This window comes from Clostridium sp., from assembly GCF_026168755.1.
In the GTDB taxonomy this organism is placed as follows: Bacteria; Bacillota; Clostridia; order Clostridiales; family Clostridiaceae; genus Clostridium.
The window spans coordinates 1-20,332 of record NZ_JAPFDR010000043.1; the positions used below are offsets into that span (position 1 = coordinate 1).

Sequence of the window (20,332 nt, forward strand, 5' to 3'; positions counted from 1 at the left end):
ACGTGATTCTGTGTTATTATTTGGGTAGTCCATAGTGATTATCCTCCGTGTTGGTTTTGTTTGGCAATTAAATCATAACACAGATAATCCACTATGGATTTTTTTATTAGTTCAATTTCATTTTACAACAAGTCTATTTTTATTTTTTAATTTTTCATATGGAAACTTATATTCTATATATCCTTTATAAAACCATAACAACTGAGCATTAACTTTTTCTGGATAATAGAAACTACTTGGCTTGTCAAATCTACCTATACTTCCCTTTTCACTAACTAATCCACAAGATGGTGATATCAAACAATCGCTATAGTTACCAATAGGCATATTTATATAGACACAATTTTCTGATAAAGTATTTATGCTATCATTTAAATTAATAATAATATTGCTACAAGCCTTACTACTTACCTTCATAGATCCTCTAATTCCAGGCTGTAACTCTGTAAGCACCAATCCAGCTTCTTCTAAAATCTTTATATTTAATGCTGTTGTTGATACTGGTAAATCTAAAGTTTCAGCAATCTCATTTACATTTAAACATCCTCTATCTAATAGTTGCAAAATATTTATTCTTGATTCATTTGCTAATGCCTTTATTACACTAAGCATCTCATTTTTATCACTATAACTTAGTTCAATTTCTTTTAACATTCTGCGACACTCCTTCTTGTAAAAACCACTTTTTAATTTTTAGTAATATTAATTTGCAAGTAAATTACAAAGCGATAAAAAAACTACTATAGTACACTAATAATTTTAGATTTAAGATACTTAGTTAATATACTTTACATATCTTTTCCTAATCTAATTACATTCCAAGAAACTTTGTTTAGTTGTGCAGTTAAAACTCCATCAACTAATTCACTTCTACTAACTAATTTAGGTGTAACTGTTTCTTTAACAATAGAATTTACAGATTTCATATCATTATTTTCTAAAACTATATGCTCTATTATCTTATAACCTTCAAAACTCCTTACATCACAATCTAAATTAATATCCTCATTTAAATTTCTATTTACTGCAAATATAGTAACTTCTTCCTTCTCCTCATTATACACTGCAATAGATTCTACATCATTAACATCTGTAAAATCTATTGTATCATGTTTTGGTGATGATATTACTGATTGCAATGCTATTCCTCTTCCATATTTTGAAGCATGTAAATAAGGATAATAAATTGTTTGCCTCCAAGCTGGACCATTCTTTTCTGTCATTATTGGTGCAATAACATTTACTAATTGTGCCATACATGCAATTTTAACTCTATCACTGTGTTTCAATAATGTTATTAGCATTAACCCAACTAATAGTGCATCTTCAAAATTATAAATATCTTCTAATAATGCTGGACCAACTTGCCATGGTCTATTTTTCATGATATCATCATCTTCTGCATTAGAATGGAACCATACATTCCATTCATCAAAACTTAAATTAATAGTTTTTTTGCTACGCTTCTTAGCCTTTATATAATCACATGTAGACTTTACAGTTTTAATAAATTCATCCATATCTACAGATTGAGCTAAAAAATTTGCAGTATCATCAAACCTATTGCCATAATATTGATGAAGTGAAACATAATCTATTTCTTCATAATTATGATTTAACGTTGTTGCTTCCCACTCTGGGAAAGTTGGCATTCCTGTATTAGAACTTCCACAAGAAACAAGCTCTATACTTGGATCTATAGTTTTCATTGCTCTTGCTGTTTCAACACTTAATCTTCCATACTCTTCCATAGTTTTATGTCCTAATTGCCATGGACCATCCATCTCATTTCCTAAACACCAAGTCTTAATTTTATGTGGCTTTTCTACTCCATGTTTAATTCTTAAATCACTATATTTAGTCCCACCTTCATGATTACAATATTCTAATAGGTTGCATGCATCTGCAATTCCTCTAGTTCCTAAATTAACTGCCATCATTATTTCTGAATCAATTGAATTTGTCCACTTAGAAAATTCATTTAATCCAATCTCATTTGTTTCTAAACTTCTCCATGCAAGTTCTAATCTTCTTGGTCTTTCCTCTACTGGTCCAACACTATCTTCCCAAAAGAAATTAGAAACAAAATTTCCTCCTGGATATCTTACAATTGGTACATTTAATTCTTTAACTAACTCTATAACATCTTTTCTAAATCCATTTTCATCTGCTGAATAATGTCCTGGCTCATATATTCCACCATATACAGCTCGTCCTAAATGTTCTATAAAAGATCCATAAATTCTTTTATCTATTTCTGATATTTTAAATTCTTTATCTATTATCATTTTTGCTTTTTTACTCATATGATATCTCTCCCTTTAGTTTTATCACTCTTTTTTATCCCTTAACAGCTCCTGCTGTCATACCATCAATAAAGTATTTTTGGAAACATAAGAAAATTATTAATACTGGAATAACTGAGAAGAATGAGCCTACTATTAATAAATCATAGTTATTACCATAAGGAGTTAATAATGTATTTAATCCTATTGGCAAAGTAAATTTAGTGTCAGTCTTTAAAACTAGTAAAGGCCACAATAAATTATTCCAAGCACCCATTGTATTTAAAATTGCCATAGCAGCAAATGCTGGTTTCATAACTGGAAGTATTATTCTAAAGAAAATTCCATATTCTGATGCTCCATCAATTCTTCCTGCATTAATTAAATCTCTTGGAATTCCCATTAAATATTGCCTAAAGAAAAATATAGTAGATGCACTAGTTATTCCTGGAAGTATAATTCCCGAATAAGTATCTATTAATCCCATATCTATTACCTGACTATACATAGGTACCATTAATATTTCAAAAGGAACCATCATAACAAATAATACACAAATAAATAAGAAATTTTTAAACTTAAAGTCATACATTGAAAATCCATATCCAACTGCTGCACATACAAATAAAGTTATTATTACAGACACAGCTGTTAAAAATAAACTATTAAAGAACCATGTAAAATACTGATGATCTCCAGTAAATAAGAATATAAAGTTATCTAAAGACATTTTATCTAATTCTAATTTTAAATTAATCCCATAACGTATTAAATCATTACCTGGCTTAAATGATGAAATAACTAATATATAAAAAGGTATAATTATAATACAAGATAAAATAAGGAATAAAGCAAAAACTAATACTTGTAATGCTAAACGCTTTTTATTTCTAACAGCTTTCTTTTTTATTGGTTTTTCTATATTTGTTGATACATTTAAATTAGCCATTACCTACTCCTCCTTTGAAAATGTTCCATTTAATTTTAATTGAAGCATATTAATAGTCATTGCTATTATGAATAATACAATACCAACTGCAGATGCATATCCCATTGCATTCTTTTCAATACCTTGTCTATATAAATATCCTACAATTGTAAGCCCTATATTCTTTGGTGAAGCATTTCCACCCCAAATCATATAACTTTCTGTAAACATTGCTAGACCTGCATATATTGAAATAGTTAATACGTACACTATTGTTGGTTTTAATTGTGGAATTGTAATATAAATAAATTTTTGAATAGCATTTGCTCCATCTATATCAGCTGATTCATATAATTCATCTGGTATATTCTTAAGACCTGATAAGAAATATAACATATTAACACCTGTCCATCTCCAACATGCTAAAAGTAATAACGCGAAGAAACCTGTGCCCGCACTCTTTAACCATTTTATTGGTTCCATTCCAAAGAACCCTATAATAGAATTCATTACTGCTCCATCTAATTCACTAAATGCTAGTCTAAATATTGTACCTGCAACAACTACAGATGTTAATGCTGGTAAATACAATGCAGATTTAAAGAACTCCTTACCCTTAGCAAATTTACTATTTAAAACTGTTGCAAGTAACATAGGAATTGGAATAAGTAATATTAAAGTCCAAATCATATATTTCATACTGTTCATAACAGCTTTAAAAAATACTTTATCCCCTAATAATTTAGTATAATTATCAAAGCCAACCCATTCTGTTATTCCTGGCAAAACTGATTGGAAGCTCATTATAATTGTTCTAGTCATAGGTGAAATAAAGAATATTAGAAATATAATTATAAATGGCAATATAAATACATATGGTGCAACTTTTTTATTGTATATAAATCTTTTTACCATTGCTTTACTCCCTTCGTATAAATTATGCAAAGTTCACCTGTGATGATGAACTCTGCAGTTATATAATTTTATTTATTGAATTGCATTTTCTACTTCTTCTTGTGCGTAATCTAACTCTTCATTTACATCTCCACCATCCTCAAATATACTATTCAAAGTAGTTGTACATAAAACTTCATTTATAGATGGAGTATTTTCAACAACCTTACATAATCCAATTTCATCTTTTATTTCATTTAATACATCAAATGGATTATTTTTAAAATACTTAACATATTGATTTTCAGGATTATGAGTAATTTCTTCATTACTCCAAACAGCTGTGTTAACAGGATCAAATCCCAGTATTTCCCAAACCTTTATGTTACCTTCTTCTGAAAGCTTAGCAAATGCTAAGAACTCTTTAGCTAAATCTGCATTTTCACACTCCTTAGTTACAACAGTACCAGTACCGCCTCCACCAACAGACCTATCTTGTCCTTCTTCAAATACTGGAGCTGGGGCTATAGCAATTTTACCTGATAACTCTGGCATATAGTTTATAAATCTTGACATATACCACATTGGCATAATAGCACAAGCATAATTTCCGTTGTTGTATTCACCAAAAGCTTCTTCTATATCCGGTTGTCCACCTGCAATTGTAGCAATAGCATTACTATATTGAAGATCTTTTAATGTTGATAATGCTTTTTTCATTTCATCACTATTAAGTGTTGGATTACCATCTTTATCTACATAATCACTTCCAAGCTCTGATAACATTAATGATTCAGTCCATAATGTACCTGTATCAGCAGTTCCTAAATACTTCCCTGTAGCTTCATAATACTTACTACCAGCTTCTTTAAAATCATCCCAAGTTTTTATTGTAGTATAATCAATTCCTGCTGCTTCTAATAATTCAGTATTATAGAATGCAACTGTTGCACCAACATGTGTTGGTAGTCCATATATATCTCCATCTTTACTATAAAGATTAAGTCTTGATTCAACTATTGAATCCTTATAAGGTTCAACAACATCATTTAATGTTTCTAATTGTGGTACACCTTTTAAGAAATTAGGAAATTGTCCAACTTCTATATCACATAAATCTGGAGCTCCCTTTCCAGCTAATAATGAAGATTGTAATTTAGTATGCATATCTCCAAAAGGTAAAACTGTCATCTTTAAATTAATTGTTTTATCCGGATTTTGTTCATTCCATTCTTTAACCATTTCTTCATAGAATTGAGCATGCAATTCAACGAATGTCCACATTTCAAATTCAGTACCATTTTCATCCCCTACAGTTACTACTGTTGGCTCCTCTTCAGTAGTATCTGATGTTGCTTCTTCAGATTCACTTGTTGATTCTGAATCTCCTGTACTTTTATTAGATCCACATCCAACCATTAAACCCGTAGTTAGTGATGTAGCTAATAAAAGTCCCACCAACCTCTTAAACGTTTTCATCTTAATCATAATACCCCTCCATAATTCATATAAATATATTACAAAAGCTTAAGCTTATGTAGACACTCAAATCTTTCAATACCCTTTTAAAATCAATTTATTTTTATTTTATTGAATTATTACAATATTATTGTAACTATTTTCTCACAGTATTGTCAATACATTTATGTATATTTATTACAATTTATTTTTGCTATTATTTTATTTTTATGGATTAATTATATATTCCCATTTAAATTGTACTTACAATATTTTATTTACCCATTCCTCTTTAATATACTAAGCATTTCATAGTTACTTTTTATTACACTATTTTTTATTTTAAATTTACTATCATTCTAAAATACTATTTTAACGAAAATTATCCACGATTAAATTAAAGAATCGTGGATAATTTTCTATGTTAATTATATTAATGATATTAATTATAATGTGATATATTTCATACCTGTAATTAAACATTACAAATAAGAACTTATTTAAATTACAACACTAATTTTTTCTTTGATTTTTCTATTACTTTCTCAACTATAGGATCAAATAATTCAGCCACTTCTTCCTCTTCTTCAATTAATTCTATAGATCCATAGTTAGTTATAGCTCTATGCATAGGCAATTCCCCTAATAGCTCTACATTCATATCTTTTAAGAACTTTTCAGTATTTTCTCCATTAAATAACTTAATAGTTTTATCACAATCTGGGCACTTAATATAGCTCATATTTTCTATTACCCCAAATATATCTATATTCATTCTTCTAGCCATATTTATAGACTTAGAAACTATCATAGAAATCATATCTTGAGGAATAGAAACCATCACTACCCCTTTTATAGGTATAGTTTGCATTACTGTTAATGGAACATCACCTGTTCCTGGTGGCATATCTATTATTAAGTAATCTAATTCACCCCAATATACTCCAGTCCAGAATTGTTTTACAACATTAACTATAGCCGGTCCTCTCCAAATAACAGCTTCATCTTCTTTTTCTACAACAAGATTTAAAGACATTACTTTAATTCCTTCACTACTTTCTACTGGAAAAATAAGAGTTTCTGTTCCCCTTGCCCTTTCTTCTTCTATATGAAGTAATCTTGGTATACTAGGCCCAGTTATATCAGCATCTAAAATCCCTACCCTATATCCTCTTTGAGCTAATTGTCTTGCCATCATAACAGACATCGTAGATTTTCCAACTCCACCTTTACCACTCATTACAGCTATTATATTTTTTATTTTATTTTCTGGATTATTTTCAATTCCACACTGTGTTTCATCTTTTCCACATGACCCATGACTTGGACATGTACTACAGTTTCCCATTTAATTCACCTCATTTTATGTATCTTTTTTTATATTTATCATAAGTTTATTCTTAATATTTATCTTTGTCAAATATTAAAAAACTACCTCCATGGCCAATCCAATATTTGGATTATTCCCGGAGGCAGATACATTTATTTACAGCTATTATTTTGACATATAGTCTTTCCAATCTCCATTGCTTATATAAATGCTATTATTTTCAAAAATCTCTTTATCATTCATAATATAATAATAAACATAACAACTTTCCTTACTTCCATCTGAAAGTTCAACATCCATTATTATTCTATTATACTCATTTCTATTATCATTTACTCCATAGTAATTTTCCATTTTATCCATTGGAATCATTACACTTTCAAAGTCATTTAAAGTCATTACTTCCCCTATTACCACATCATCACCTTCAATTAATGCTGGATATCCTTTATGTGGCATATGATATAACTTTCCTTTTACTTTTCCCTCTTGAGTATTTGATATCTTTCCTAATAAATATTTATTATAATTAAAGAATCCAGTTCTCAAACTACCATAAACAAAAATCTTCTTTTCTTCTCTTGGATCTAACACTTTAGCAAATCGCTCCACCAACAGCCTTAATATCTTCTGAATTTTCTACTGCTGCTTTTATTGCTAATTCTAATCCCTTTGAAATATCAATTGTACTCATAGATGGCTTTTCTGGCTTATCAACTACTTGTGATGGAATGTATGGAACATGTATAAATCCAGCTCTAATATTAGGATACTTCTTGTCTACTAAATATAAAACTCCATACATTACATGGTTACATACAAAAGTTCCTGCTGTATTAGATACTGATGCAGGAATTCCATTATTTTTCATTTCATTAACCATTGCTTTTATTGGAAGATTTGAAAAATATGCTGCCTCTCCATCTTCATATATAGCAATATCTAATGGTTGATTTCCTTCATTATCTTCAATTCTTGCATCATCTATATTTATTGCAACTCTTTCTGGTGTTATACCAAATCTACCACCAGCTTGCCCAACAGAAATAACTATATCCGGATTGTGAAGTTCTATTGCTTCTTCAATCTTTGCTAAAGATTTTCTAAATACTGTAGGAATTTCAAGTTTAATTATTTTAGCTCCTGAAATAGTATCAGGTAATAATTTAACCGCTTCTAAAGCCGGATTTATTGGTTCTCCTCCAAATGGATCAAAGCCTGTTATTAATACTTTCATATTCATCTTCTCCTTCGTTACTTTTTCATACTTTTGTAAAGCTTAATCTTTTATCACTCTACGAATTATGAGATATTACCTATATCATAAATGATTTAGATAATATCTCATATATATTATAACATATTAAATTAAATTAAAATGCTAAGAAATACATTAATGCAATGTGAATAGCTAATAAAATTAATGCTACAGGTGCTTGATGCTTGATTATTGAATTTTTATCTTCAATTTCAAGTAAAGCAGCTGGCATAATATTAAAGTTAGCCGCCATTGGTGTTAATAATGTACCGCAATAACCTGCTGTTAATGCTAAAGCTCCTGCTATAGCAATGTTAGCACCTTGTGCAAATACAAATGGTATTCCTATACCAACTGTTATTACTGAGAATGCTGCAAAAGCATTTCCCATTATCATTGTAAATACTGCCATACCTATGCAATAAGCAACAACTCCTATAAATATATTTCCTTGAGGTAATACACTTGATATTCCTGAAGAAATTACATCTCCAACTCCTGCTGCTGTAAATAACGCACCAAGTGCTGCTAATAATTGTGGTAATATACTTACTGCTCCTACTGATTGAAGCATTCTATCTGATTCTTCAACTAAAACTTTTGGTTTTGCCTTAGTAATAACAAATGTAACTATAAGTGCTATAACTGTTGCAACACCTATAGCTGCTGTTCCTGAAATTGGTGTAAATTGTGCAATTCCTAATGCAAGTAAAGCTATAACTAATGATGGTATAAATACCTTAAGTCCTAATTTTTCCGATTGTTCTTCTCCAAACTTTTCATCTAAAGCCTTAAAAGTTCCTGGTTTAACTTGCTTAGTTAAAGTAAGTACTGCTATAACAACTAACATTCCTCCAACTACCACTGATGGTATATATGGTCCAAATACAAATATCACTCCAAGTAATGTCCAAAATATAGCTGTTCCAATTTTAGCTTTGTGCTTTTTATCTCTTAATGTTAATACAGCTGTATTTAACATCATAATTCCAATTATTATGTAGAATATTTCTAATAACATATTAGAAATCGCTGCAAAATCCATATATTTCTTCTCCTTTGTAACTATTTATTCTTCTTCCCAAATTGTCTTTCCAATTGCTTGTCCAGTAATATATTTTGAACTAAAACTAATACAAATGTAATTACTGCTATAGGAATTGATGCTTTTGCAATATCTAATCCTGTTGTTGCATATCCTAACTCACTTAAAGTATTAGAAATTAATAAAACCCCTGAACTTGCTAAGAAAAGATTTTGACCATAGAAATTACCATAGTTATCCATAGAAGCTGCCGCCGCTTTTATTTTAGCTTCTGTTTTTTCATCAAGTTTTCCATATTTACTTATTGCAGCACCTTGAGCCATTGGATTTATTAAAGGTCTAACAAATTGAGGATGCCCACTTATTCTTAATGACATAGCTCCTGCAATTTGTCTTATTAAACAATAAAGTGTTAACAGTTTTCCTGTTGAAAGATTTTTTACTTTTTTAATAAGCGAAACTGCTTTTTCTTTTAATCCGTATCTTTCTGATATACCTATTACAGGTAAAGTTAATATAAAAATTGTCATTAATCTTTGATTAACAAATGTTTGACCAAGAATTGATAATATTTCAGTAATATCCATCTGAGCTGCAAACCCTGTAGTAATTGCTGATATTATTATTACAGCTATACTATCTAATTTTAAGGCAAACCCTACTATTACCATTAATATTCCTATTAGTACCATTTATATTCCCTCCATTACGTCTATATATTATATTTATACATCTTTTTTCTACTTTTGTCTACAAAAAATTTATACCAGTATTCTTATTTTATGTATTTTTTTAATTTGATATCGTTTTTCTTAGTAAACTATTAATATTTTTTCTTTTTTCAAATTAATTCTATCATACATATTTATTTTTAGATTATTCCCTTTTTAATAAATATAATTTTTTTTGCATATTTATTCATTCCTTTCATAATAATGATGGTCATAATAATCATCTTTTTTATCATGATATTGGAAATCTTTATAGTTGTTATAGTAATCATAATCATCAAAATAATAATGAAAATCATCTATTTTATTTATATCATTATTATTATTTAAATCATTATTAGGTACTGTTTCATACTGTTTTGGACTAGTTTTATTAAAATAATCATCATAATTTGATATGGGCTCTATTATACAAAAATCGAAACTAATTTTTGTTATACTAAAAAATAAAATAAAGCTTACCCAACTTACATTTTTTTGATTTTTCTTCATACTTAATTTACTCTCCTTTCAATTAGTTAATAATATTTATTCTTAACTATATTTAAAGTTTTTATTAACATAAAAAAAGCTATATCAAATTTAATAAAAAATTTTGATATAGCTCTCTTTAATTCTATTTTCTTTTATAAACTTCTATAAACGTATCTTTATAACCTTTCCCTATTAATTCAGCTTTTCTACCTTCTGCATTCTCTCTTTCTTTAAAACTACCTACTATACATCTATAATATACTTCATCATTATTTAAGTTATTTGTAGTAGAATTTATCACTTTTCCAATTTGTAATAGACACCCTTTAACAATTGATTGTGCTATTTGCTCAAATTTAGAATCAAATATAAAGTTATCTGAAGTGTTGTCTATAAATCCAACTTCCACTAATATTGCAGGACATTTAGTTTCTCTTAAAACATGAAAATTAGATATCTTTATTCCCCTATTAGTAAAACCATTTTTAACTACTTCTGAATTAACTTTATTAGCTAATTGTTCTGCTACGCTACCATTAGCATATACATGTATTTCACTGCCTTTTGCAAGTTCTGGTTTATATGCATTTCTATGAATACTTATAAAATAGTCATAATATCCAGTATTTTCTTTGTTACTTCTTTCATTTAAACTTATAGTAGTATCTGTGGACCTTGTATAATGAACACTTTCATTATTATTTTTTAATAATTCACCAACTCTTAAAGATAATCTAAGAACATCATCACATTCTCTTCTTCCTTTATAGATGGCTCCAGAATCAACTCCTCCATGACCAGGGTCTATTAACCATTTTGCCATATTGTATATACCTCCTTGAAAACTTATTTTTCAATATAAATATATACAGGCAATCACCTTTATTTATAAATTTATACCTAAATTTTATTTAATAAGTATTTGTATTTTCCCTAGTGATTTTTCTACTCCATCACTACTAACTCTAGTTATTATATATATTTCATAAAAATCACCTAATATTTCAATATTATTCTCTTCTATATAGTTCATAATAATATCATAATATTTTCTTGTATCATTATAGTCATCATCAAAATTTAAATTTAAATATTTTCCCCTTGGTAAAATAATTTTATCATACTCTGCAATATCTATTCCTCCAGTAAAATCTATCATCGTATTTCTATATGTTACTTTGTTATCTTCTTTAAGCTCCTTATATGAAATAACAAATCCTAGCTCCTTATTAAAATACGTGTAATGTCTTTCTACTTCCGCTAAAATTTTACTTAAATTCACTTCAAATTCCTCTGTAAATCTATTGGTATTATCATACTTAATAAAACTTCTCTCCTCATAAAATTTTATAAATATTTTATTTAACCCTTCATCTAATGAATCCTTTATACGTTCTTCTAAGAATGTAATATTATTCTTTATCTTATTTAATTCTTTTATTTTTTCATCAATGATTGCTTTTTGCTTTCTTATAACATGTAAAACCGATTCTGGTGAAGTATAATTTTCTATTATACTCTTTATCTCATCTAAAGATAGTCCCATAGCCTTACATTGTTTAATTAAATCTAATATTATAAAATCCTTAGCACTATAGTATCTATATCCTGTATTACTATTTATATATGAAGGCTTCAATAATCCCACTCTATCATAATGTCTTAAAGTTTCCACTGTAACATTATGTATTTTAGCCACTTCTCCAATAGAAAATTTAGATTTCATATGTATTTCCTTTCTAAATTAATTTATCTAAAATCTAACTTAATAAATATTTCTATTCAATTATTTTATACTAAAATACATATTTTTTGTTGTAAATTATAAAAAAATTACCGTAGTAATATATTTAAATTTTAATACATCACTACGGCTTAACTATATTTGTTATATTTTTTAACTTTCTTCTATTACTCTAAATGTATATAACTTTATATTTCCTACTAATTTTATAGTTATAAATGTTAAAGTTTCAGATATAATTGCACTTGTCCATATACCAGTAATACCAAATAATCTACCTAAAATAAATAAACATACTGGTAAATATACTACTGATCTTAATATGCAACTTAAATTAGAATACTTAGGCATTTCAATTGCCTGATAATAAACTAAACTATTTAAATTTAATCCTACTGAAAAATAACTTAAACATGCTATTTTTAATGCATCATAAGACATTTTAGCTATTTGTGTATCATTTGTAAATATTGATATTAATGAAGGTCCAAATACAAAGCTTATAATAACAAAAACTCCTGTTATTACTATGTTAGAGATTGCTGTTATTCTAAAGAATCCTAGCATTTTTTCTCCATCCTTCTTTCCATAATTATAACTAACAAGTGGTTGAACTCCTAATGTAATTCCATATAAAACCATATATATATTAGTAGTTAAATAATTTAATATGCTATATGCAGAAATCCCAATTTCCCCTACATATTTTACTAAGGCTATATTATGAAGCAAAACAATTATAGAATAACTTCCTTGAGCAAAAAATGATGGAAATCCTATAGTACAAAATTCCTTTATTGTTTTAAATGACACCTTTACATTTCCAAAAGATAAGTATCCCTTTTTCATAATAAAATGAGGTAACAATATACTTACTGTTACTATTTGTCCAAGTCCAGTTGCTATTGCAGCACCCTTTATTCCCATTCCTAATTCAAAAATAAATATATAATCTAAAATTATATTAGTAATAGCTCCACTTATAGTAGATATCATTGCTAACTTTGGTCTACCATCATTTCTAACAAAACTATTTAGAACAATTCCAATTAAATTTGGTATGCAAAATATTGCATAAAATCTTAAATAGTCTACAGCTAGTGGCTTTAATACTTCAGTAGCCCCTAACATCGTTACTATCTGATTAGTAAATAATACACATATTATACTTATTATCAAACTAAATATTAATAAAGACTTAAAAACTTGTCTAAAAATATTAACTGCTTTTTGTACATTATTTGCTCCAATATTTTTAGAGACTAATGCTCCCCCCCCAATAGCAAACATGGAAGCAAAACCAAATAACATTACTGTAAATGGAAGAACTATATTTACCGATGCTAATGCTGTATCTCCAACACCTTGTCCTACAAATATTCCATCTACTACTGTATATAATGAAGAAATAAACATTGCTAATGATGATGGAATAGCATATTTAAAAAATTCTTTTTTCATATATATCTCCTTTAAATTTTAATCCTTTCAAATTATAAACTCTTTTCTTACACAAGAGTCAATAACTTTTATGTATTTTTATATTTAAATCCCACAATAATAATATTTTTTATTATCGTGGGATTTAATTAATAAATTTATTGTTTAAAACATTTTTCCTCTTTTGATATTATTTATATAATTTACTGCTCTCATTTTAAATCTTTCATATTCTTTTAAATTATAAAAATGCTTTAAATCTGATACTAAAAATAATGCACTCATTATTAAATATTTTAAATCACTCAAATTATTTTTATCATTATCCTCAACTTGAATTTCATCACTTTCAATCTTTAATTTTTCATAATTATTTAGAGCTATATTTAAATTCATTTTAATTTGATCCTCTGTAAAAGATTCAAAATTCTCTCTAACTAATTTATCAATAAATGCTATAAACTCTTCATTGATATCCGTAAACTTTTCATATGTACTTATTAAACTCATAATTTTCCTCTTTCTAACTAAATTAATTATATATTAAATTATATATTAATATTAAAAAGTTTCAAAGTTAAAAAGACTTCACTAGAATTTAATTATGTTATTCTAACTTTTATATTATATTATTTGACCTCTTTTTCTAAAATCTATAAATGTTAATATTTCATCTATACATAAAGCTGATATGAATAATATTGATAGAATAGGCCATATTTCATTTAATAAGTTATAAATTTCATATATAAAATATGGATGAATTATTTTTACATCAATAATACTTAAAAGAACCCAAATAAGTGAAAATCTTAAACATATAATTCCTTCATAATTATACCTTTCTTTAGAATAATCCCAATAATCCTTATGAAAAAATCTTCTCATTAAAAACCCTGTTATATATTCCACAGATGTTGGAATTATAAATGATATTATAATTAAAAACATTATATTAGGTAGAACCTTATATAATTCAAGTATCCAAGACATAGCTATTGCATACATAGGTTTAAATGGCCCCTTTAAAAATCCATCTTTTTGAAAATGACCATGAATATAATATGAAAATGCATTTTCTATTATCCATCCAATAAATCCATAAATAAAAAAATTATATAAAAACTCCATATTTATTCCTCCTTAGTATCTTTTAGTTTTTCTAATATTTATAAATTTTATTCATAAAAAATAACCAATTAAATTGGTTATTTTTTACTAATGGATTATTGTATTAATTTAATAATTTAAACATTTCTACAACTGATTGTTTTACATTATCAGGCAAATTATTCAAAGCTCTTTGTCTCTTATTTTCATCTTTTATTTGTGCTATTCTCATTATTTCTTGTTGTAAACCTGGAGTCCTATTTAATTCACCTACTAATCTATTAAACTTATTTGCAAAAACTGGATCTTCTTTCATTTTTCTATCAATCTTCATTATAAGCTCATATGGATTCATTTATTTTTTTCTCCTCAAAATCTTTATAATTTTATAATATTCCTCATTAATATAAATGTTCATACTAAGGCTTCTATAATTACTTTAAATAAATTTTATTTAAAATGTATAAATTCTTATTACTTTTACAAAAAATACTTTATGAAACTCAAACTTAATAATTAAAAACATTAATATTTTATTTATATATAAGGAGAATTAAAATGAAAAACTTAAATATTAACTCTAATTGTTTTAAAAAGATAATTATATTCTTACTCATATTTTTATCATTCAGTAACATCTCAACATATTCTTCTATCTTTTCTCCTATTAATATAGAAAATGCTTCTGAAAATACTGATTATAAAAAAAACAATGTGGATGAAGAAAAAAAAATTGTCTATTTAACTTTCGATGATGGACCTAGTAAAAACACAGAATTAATACTTGATATATTAAAAGAAAATAATGTACATGCAACCTTTTTCATAATTTCACCCTATATAGAGCCTCATATTAAATTTATTAAAAGAGCTTATGAAGAAGGAAATGCAATTGGCAACCATACTGCCGACCATGAATTTAAATATGTTTATACTTGTGAAGAATCATTTTTTAAAAGTTTTAATAAACAACAAGAGTTTATAAGAGAAATTACTAGAAATGAGTGTACTATATTTAGATTCCCTGGCGGTTCTCATAATACTATTGTTAAAAATTCTCGTGGAAAAGATTTTACTAAAAATATAACTTCTAAACTAAATGAAATGGATATTAATGTCTATGATTGGAATGTGGATTCTGGAGATGCTAAAGGAAATAATATTCCCGCATCTACTCTAATTCAAAATGTCTCTAGAGAAATTAAAGATAAAGATGGTAATTATAAAAATCCTGCAATAATATTAATGCACGATTGTATGACTAAAAATACCACTGTAGAAGCTTTACCTGGAATAATTAAGCTTTTAAAAGATTCTGGATACGATTTTGAAATATTAAAATAACTAAATTGCAAAGCAATTTAGTTATTTTAATTAGTAGTTTATACCTGCTACAACTACATTTTCTTTATCTCTTGATGAGCAAGGAGTAACCCCATAAGTCATACCACAATGTGGACATTTATCTACTAAAGTCTTCATTGTAAAACTTTTACCACAATTACATTCTATTTCATGTTGTATTGATATCGGACAATCAGCCTTTCCTTTACTTCTTACTAAATCAACAACTACTTTTCCATCTTTCTTATTCATGCTTCCGCATCCACAACTCATATTATTGCCTCCTACTTTTTTGTCATATTTTTTTATTATTATAACTTACTAAAAAAACTATTTCAGTAACAAAAGTTACAAAAAACACTAAATATCCTCTTTTATTTAATAGACTATATCTAAACTTCTTCCCTTAAAATACTTTACATAAACAAAATTTATAAATTATAACACATTGCGTTTATATTGGAATATATTATAGTATATTACAATTACACTTAGGAGGATAAAATTATGAGCTGTAGATTAGGAAATTGTGTTTTTAAAACTGGTTGTAACGAACAAATAGATGCAACTATAAAATTACCAAGAGAAAATAGAAGCTGTATATTTGGTACAGTTCTTGATGCTGCTGGTTTACCTGTTGCTGATGCAGTTGTTAAACTACTTCAAGTCGTTGATAAATGTGAGTTTCCAGTTCCATTAACTCATACATTCACAGATGATAATGGACAATTCTTACTAGGGCCTTTATGTCCAAATACAACTTATATGCTAAAGATATTTAGTGACAATACTCAAATAGTTCAAAAATGTCTAAAGGTAAGTTGCTTTAAAGGTTCTTGTATAAACGTTAATACTGTATCAAATGACTCTAATAGCCAAGGATGCGGATGTTAATTTTACAACATTAATGATTTTTTGTACAAAAGATAATCTAAAAGGAGCTATTTAAAGCTCCTTTTAATTTTTATAAAATTTATAGATTGTTATCTGAAGCTATTTTATCTACTATAGCTTTTCTTTCTTCTCCTATAGCAGCAATTAACTTTGTAGGCATAAATCCATTTTTATATATTCTATCATCATTTGCTTTTATCATAGCCACAACTGTAGCTTCTAGTTTTTCATATGATAATAAATCTTCTAAATATAAATCAATTACATCTTTTAATTTTGTTGCTAATTCCCTAGGATTTCTGTATACAGCTCTCATATGTTACTCCTTTATTATTCATATCTTTATTTTTGTTTATTATTATACCTTATGTATTATATATTAACTAGATACTATTTACTATATGTTTTATAGTTCTATTCCTACTCTAGATGGTATACCTTCTTCAAAAGGATGCTTTATACATTTCATTTCTGTTACATAATTTGCAAGCTTTATAAGTTCCTCCTTAGGATTTCTTCCTGTCATAACAACTTCTAATGTTTCAGGTTTATTTTTTAAGAAATCTATAACATCATTTAATTCAATAAATCCATTATTTATAGTTGCTATTAATTCATCTAATATTAATAAATCATATTCTTTTGTTTTCATAACTTCTACTATTTCTTTAAATCTAGCTGTATGCTCTTTTTTTGCTTCATTCTTTTCTTCATCATTCATGTTCCACACAAATTTATTTACAGGCTTTCCTGGTAAAAAGGTTATATATTCCCTTAATTTATCTAAAGATACTAGTTCACCACTTTTTCCACTTTTTAAGAATTGAGTTATAAAAACTTTTTTTTCTCTTCCAGCTGCCCTAATAGCTAAACCCATAGCCGCCGTAGTCTTTCCCTTTCCATCTCCACAATATATATGTATAAGTCCTTTCTCCATAATACTCACTCCTAACATATTATTTATAATTTATTTTTTTACTATAATACTTTTTATATAACATTGTTGTCAATCTTTTCACTTTGTAAATTATTGTTTTAAAAAAAATTTATACTTTATTATAAAATAAAAGCTAAGAGTAAAGCTTTATACTATTTAATAATTTTTAAATTTAAATAGCATTTTTCTTAACTCTTAACTTTCACTTTAATTATCTAATTAATATAAATATTAATATTAAAGCCGCAACTATTTGTAATAATCCTACACCTAGTGCATACAAAGATACAGCTTTTCCTTGTTTAAGTAACTCTTTTACATTAACTCTTAATCCTATTGCTGCTAATGCTATAATTTCAAGATTATTACTTACAATTTTACATACATGAGATACATTCACAGGTATAACTTTTACTGAAAATAAAGCACAAGTTACAAAAAATCCTATAACATACCAAGGAATTTTAACTTTTTTCTTTTCAATTTCTTCTACTTCTTCCTCTAATATCTCTTCATTAGTCTTATGTTTCAAATGCCCAAATACAAATACCACAACAACCAATAGTACGACTCTTAATATTTTAAAAATCATAGCCATATCCTTTACTTCTTCTCCAACCATGGCTCCACTAGCTGCAACTTGACCTACTGATTGCAATGTACCACCAATTAAAGCTCCAGTTTGAATTGTATCTGACTCAAATAGTAATCTAGCTATTATTGGCAAAACAAACATTAAAACTATTCCTGTAATATTTACTATAGTAATTGCTATACCTTTTTCCTTATCATCTGCATCAATTACTGGAGCTGTTGCTGCTATAGCAGATGAACCACACACAGCATTTCCACTAGCCATTAAAAATCTAAAATTTTGACTAAATCCTAATTTCTTTCCTATATATATCGCACCAACTATTGTGATTGACATTTGTAGTATTATAAAAACAAATCCCCCTATACCAAGCTCTAACAAAGTATTTATACTTAAAGTTGCTCCTAGTAGAACAATAGAATATGATAATATATCTGTTTCTGAAAATTTATATCCCTTTTGAAAAATATCTTGATTTAAAAATAAATTTCCTACAAACATACCTAAAAATATTGATATTGTACCAGCTCCTAATTTTGGTACAAATTTAGCAATAAATATTCCTACAAGTGCTACGGCTACTGATACTAAAAGTCCAGGTAATATATCTTTAATATAATTAATAAATTTATTATTCTTCATAATATCATTCCCTTCTGAAAAATTCCAACCACTTATTACATAATATAGTATATCACTCAAAATATTATTAGTAAAATAAATATTAATCATGATAATCATTACTTTTTTAAATAATTGATGTATAATAATAATTATTATATTTAGTTTACCCATTAATACTAGGAGGTTATTACATTGATTGAAGAATTTAAAACTTTTATTGCAGTTGTTGATTTCAAAAACTTTACTAAAGCAGCTGAATATTTAAATCTTTCACAACCAAGCGTTAGTACTCATATAAAAAATTTAGAAATTATTTTTGGAGTTACACTAATAAATAGGTCAGTTAAGCAAAAAACTATTTCTATTACAGAAAGTGGTTATACCTTATATAAAAGAGCTAAGGAAATTATAAATCTACTCGATATCACTTTTCTAGATGTACAAACACTTTCAAATTCAATTAAGGGAAGTATAAAAATAGGGGCTAGTTTAACTATAGGAGAATACATATTGCCAAAATTTTTAGCTCATTTTTCTAGTAAATATCCTGACGTAGATATAGAAGTTATCATAGAAAATACTGCTCTTATATCTACAGAGTTGAAAAAATTGAAGTTAGATATAGGTCTTATAGAAGGTTCTGCTTCATCAGCTTTATTTAAGCAGGAATATTTTTTAGAAGACGAAATGGTACTTGCCATTCCTTACAATAGTGATTTAAAAGATAAAGAACTTAATTTAGCTAATCTTCAAAATAGGAGATGGATTGCTCGTGAAGAAGGGTCTGGTACTAGAGAATATCTTGATCTATTCTTTACACAGCATAAAATAATTCCTAAAAGTATGATGGTATTAGGCAGTAACTTAGCTGTTAAAGAAGCTGTTAGAAATAACTTAGGCTTAACTATTACCTCTAAACATGTGATTTTAGAGTCTGAAACTAGAAATGAATTGTCATATATAGAACTTAATAAAGACTTCACAAGATCATTTTCATATATATACCCTAAAGAATTAACACTATCAAAAGCAGCAAATATTTTCCTAGAAGAACTTAAAGCATATACCTCAAAAGAATAATATTGTTCGTCAAGTAGGGGCGAAAAATTAATGATATAACCTCCAGGAATTGTGTAATTTGCGTTAAGAATTTATATTGTTTTTTCCAGAAAAAGAGCTAAAGCTTCGAAAGTCATTTCATTCCCTCAGCTTCTTAACGCTCTTTTTCTTCCAAAAACAAT

At 27.0% G+C, this 20,332-nt stretch carries 24 protein-coding genes; 3 read left to right on the forward strand and 21 right to left on the reverse strand.

The window, feature by feature from the left end:
• Nucleotides 1-117 precede the first annotated feature (117 nt).
• From Q0Y03_RS12505 to Q0Y03_RS12585, 17 genes are all read right to left on the reverse strand, one after another.
• A complete protein-coding gene (locus Q0Y03_RS12505; RefSeq protein WP_297714143.1) occupies nucleotides 118-654 on the reverse strand; it encodes a helix-turn-helix domain-containing protein in 537 nt (178 codons plus the stop codon).
• 134 nt (nucleotides 655-788) lie between these two features.
• On the reverse strand, nucleotides 789-2,306 hold the full coding sequence (locus Q0Y03_RS12510) for an alpha-N-arabinofuranosidase (protein ID WP_297714144.1): 1,518 nt from the start codon (nucleotides 2,304-2,306) through the stop codon (nucleotides 789-791).
• Between the two features lie 34 nt (nucleotides 2,307-2,340).
• On the reverse strand, nucleotides 2,341-3,234 hold the full coding sequence (locus Q0Y03_RS12515) for a carbohydrate ABC transporter permease (RefSeq protein WP_297714145.1): 894 nt from the start codon (nucleotides 3,232-3,234) through the stop codon (nucleotides 2,341-2,343).
• Between the two features lie 3 nt (nucleotides 3,235-3,237).
• On the reverse strand, nucleotides 3,238-4,128 hold the full coding sequence (locus Q0Y03_RS12520) for a sugar ABC transporter permease (RefSeq protein ID WP_297714146.1): 891 nt from the start codon (nucleotides 4,126-4,128) through the stop codon (nucleotides 3,238-3,240).
• Between the two features lie 72 nt (nucleotides 4,129-4,200).
• Complete coding sequence (locus tag Q0Y03_RS12525) at nucleotides 4,201-5,595, reverse strand: extracellular solute-binding protein (RefSeq protein WP_297714147.1); 1,395 nt, start codon at nucleotides 5,593-5,595, stop codon at nucleotides 4,201-4,203.
• 475 nt (nucleotides 5,596-6,070) lie between these two features.
• Nucleotides 6,071-6,913, reverse strand: coding sequence for an Mrp/NBP35 family ATP-binding protein (locus tag Q0Y03_RS12530; protein WP_297714148.1), 843 nt, complete (start codon nucleotides 6,911-6,913; stop codon nucleotides 6,071-6,073).
• Nucleotides 6,914-7,060: 147 nt separating this feature from the next.
• Nucleotides 7,061-7,489 (reverse strand): gamma-glutamylcyclotransferase family protein, encoded by a 429-nt coding sequence (locus tag Q0Y03_RS12535; RefSeq protein ID WP_297714149.1) that lies wholly within the window; start codon nucleotides 7,487-7,489, stop codon nucleotides 7,061-7,063.
• 1 nt (nucleotide 7,490) lies between these two features.
• Entirely contained in the window at nucleotides 7,491-8,132 is a 642-nt protein-coding gene (gene pcp / locus Q0Y03_RS12540) for a pyroglutamyl-peptidase I (protein WP_297714150.1), read from the reverse strand.
• Nucleotides 8,133-8,268: 136 nt separating this feature from the next.
• A complete protein-coding gene (locus tag Q0Y03_RS12545) occupies nucleotides 8,269-9,198 on the reverse strand; it encodes a DUF979 domain-containing protein (protein WP_297714151.1) in 930 nt (309 codons plus the stop codon).
• Between the two features lie 20 nt (nucleotides 9,199-9,218).
• Nucleotides 9,219-9,890 carry a DUF969 domain-containing protein gene (locus tag Q0Y03_RS12550; protein WP_297714152.1) on the reverse strand — a complete coding sequence of 224 codons (672 nt, stop codon included), beginning with the start codon at nucleotides 9,888-9,890 and terminating at the stop codon, nucleotides 9,219-9,221.
• Nucleotides 9,891-10,112: 222 nt separating this feature from the next.
• Entirely contained in the window at nucleotides 10,113-10,421 is a 309-nt protein-coding gene (locus tag Q0Y03_RS12555) for a hypothetical protein (RefSeq protein ID WP_297714153.1), read from the reverse strand.
• 124 nt (nucleotides 10,422-10,545) lie between these two features.
• The gene (locus Q0Y03_RS12560; RefSeq protein ID WP_297714154.1) at nucleotides 10,546-11,226 is read right to left on the reverse strand and encodes an N-acetylmuramoyl-L-alanine amidase; all 681 of its coding nucleotides are present in this window, start codon (nucleotides 11,224-11,226) and stop codon (nucleotides 10,546-10,548) included.
• A gap of 84 nt (nucleotides 11,227-11,310) precedes the next feature.
• The gene (locus Q0Y03_RS12565; RefSeq protein WP_297714155.1) at nucleotides 11,311-12,129 is read right to left on the reverse strand and encodes a MerR family transcriptional regulator; all 819 of its coding nucleotides are present in this window, start codon (nucleotides 12,127-12,129) and stop codon (nucleotides 11,311-11,313) included.
• Nucleotides 12,130-12,300: 171 nt separating this feature from the next.
• A complete protein-coding gene (locus Q0Y03_RS12570) occupies nucleotides 12,301-13,608 on the reverse strand; it encodes an MATE family efflux transporter (protein WP_297714156.1) in 1,308 nt (435 codons plus the stop codon).
• A 144-nt stretch (nucleotides 13,609-13,752) separates the two neighbouring features.
• Nucleotides 13,753-14,097, reverse strand: coding sequence for a hypothetical protein (locus Q0Y03_RS12575; RefSeq protein WP_297714157.1), 345 nt, complete (start codon nucleotides 14,095-14,097; stop codon nucleotides 13,753-13,755).
• Between the two features lie 114 nt (nucleotides 14,098-14,211).
• A complete protein-coding gene (locus tag Q0Y03_RS12580) occupies nucleotides 14,212-14,718 on the reverse strand; it encodes a putative ABC transporter permease (RefSeq protein WP_297714158.1) in 507 nt (168 codons plus the stop codon).
• A 103-nt stretch (nucleotides 14,719-14,821) separates the two neighbouring features.
• Entirely contained in the window at nucleotides 14,822-15,052 is a 231-nt protein-coding gene (locus tag Q0Y03_RS12585; protein ID WP_297714159.1) for a hypothetical protein, read from the reverse strand.
• A gap of 203 nt (nucleotides 15,053-15,255) precedes the next feature.
• On the opposite strand from Q0Y03_RS12585, the gene Q0Y03_RS12590 reads away from it, so the two are divergent.
• Nucleotides 15,256-16,041, forward strand: coding sequence for a polysaccharide deacetylase family protein (locus Q0Y03_RS12590; RefSeq protein WP_297714160.1), 786 nt, complete (start codon nucleotides 15,256-15,258; stop codon nucleotides 16,039-16,041).
• 30 nt (nucleotides 16,042-16,071) lie between these two features.
• Here Q0Y03_RS12590 and Q0Y03_RS12595 read toward each other — a convergent pair whose 3' ends face one another.
• Nucleotides 16,072-16,314 carry a hypothetical protein gene (locus tag Q0Y03_RS12595; RefSeq protein WP_297714161.1) on the reverse strand — a complete coding sequence of 81 codons (243 nt, stop codon included), beginning with the start codon at nucleotides 16,312-16,314 and terminating at the stop codon, nucleotides 16,072-16,074.
• A gap of 234 nt (nucleotides 16,315-16,548) precedes the next feature.
• Here Q0Y03_RS12595 and Q0Y03_RS12600 point away from each other — a divergent pair, with 234 nt between their 5' ends.
• Nucleotides 16,549-16,935: a carboxypeptidase-like regulatory domain-containing protein gene (locus Q0Y03_RS12600; RefSeq protein ID WP_297714162.1), complete on the forward strand. Its 387-nt coding sequence runs from the start codon at nucleotides 16,549-16,551 to the stop codon at nucleotides 16,933-16,935.
• Nucleotides 16,936-17,014: 79 nt separating this feature from the next.
• Here Q0Y03_RS12600 and Q0Y03_RS12605 read toward each other — a convergent pair whose 3' ends face one another.
• From Q0Y03_RS12605 to Q0Y03_RS12615, 3 genes are all read right to left on the reverse strand, one after another.
• Nucleotides 17,015-17,251 (reverse strand): TIGR04540 family protein, encoded by a 237-nt coding sequence (locus Q0Y03_RS12605; protein WP_294387827.1) that lies wholly within the window; start codon nucleotides 17,249-17,251, stop codon nucleotides 17,015-17,017.
• Nucleotides 17,252-17,341: 90 nt separating this feature from the next.
• Nucleotides 17,342-17,872: a cob(I)yrinic acid a,c-diamide adenosyltransferase gene (locus Q0Y03_RS12610; protein ID WP_297714163.1), complete on the reverse strand. Its 531-nt coding sequence runs from the start codon at nucleotides 17,870-17,872 to the stop codon at nucleotides 17,342-17,344.
• A gap of 211 nt (nucleotides 17,873-18,083) precedes the next feature.
• Nucleotides 18,084-19,109, reverse strand: a complete 1,026-nt coding sequence (locus tag Q0Y03_RS12615) for a putative sulfate exporter family transporter (protein WP_297714164.1) — start codon at nucleotides 19,107-19,109, stop codon at nucleotides 18,084-18,086.
• Nucleotides 19,110-19,283: 174 nt separating this feature from the next.
• Between Q0Y03_RS12615 and Q0Y03_RS12620 the strand changes: the two genes are divergently transcribed.
• The gene (locus Q0Y03_RS12620; RefSeq protein ID WP_297714165.1) at nucleotides 19,284-20,171 is read left to right on the forward strand and encodes a LysR substrate-binding domain-containing protein; all 888 of its coding nucleotides are present in this window, start codon (nucleotides 19,284-19,286) and stop codon (nucleotides 20,169-20,171) included.
• Nucleotides 20,172-20,332 lie beyond the last annotated feature (161 nt).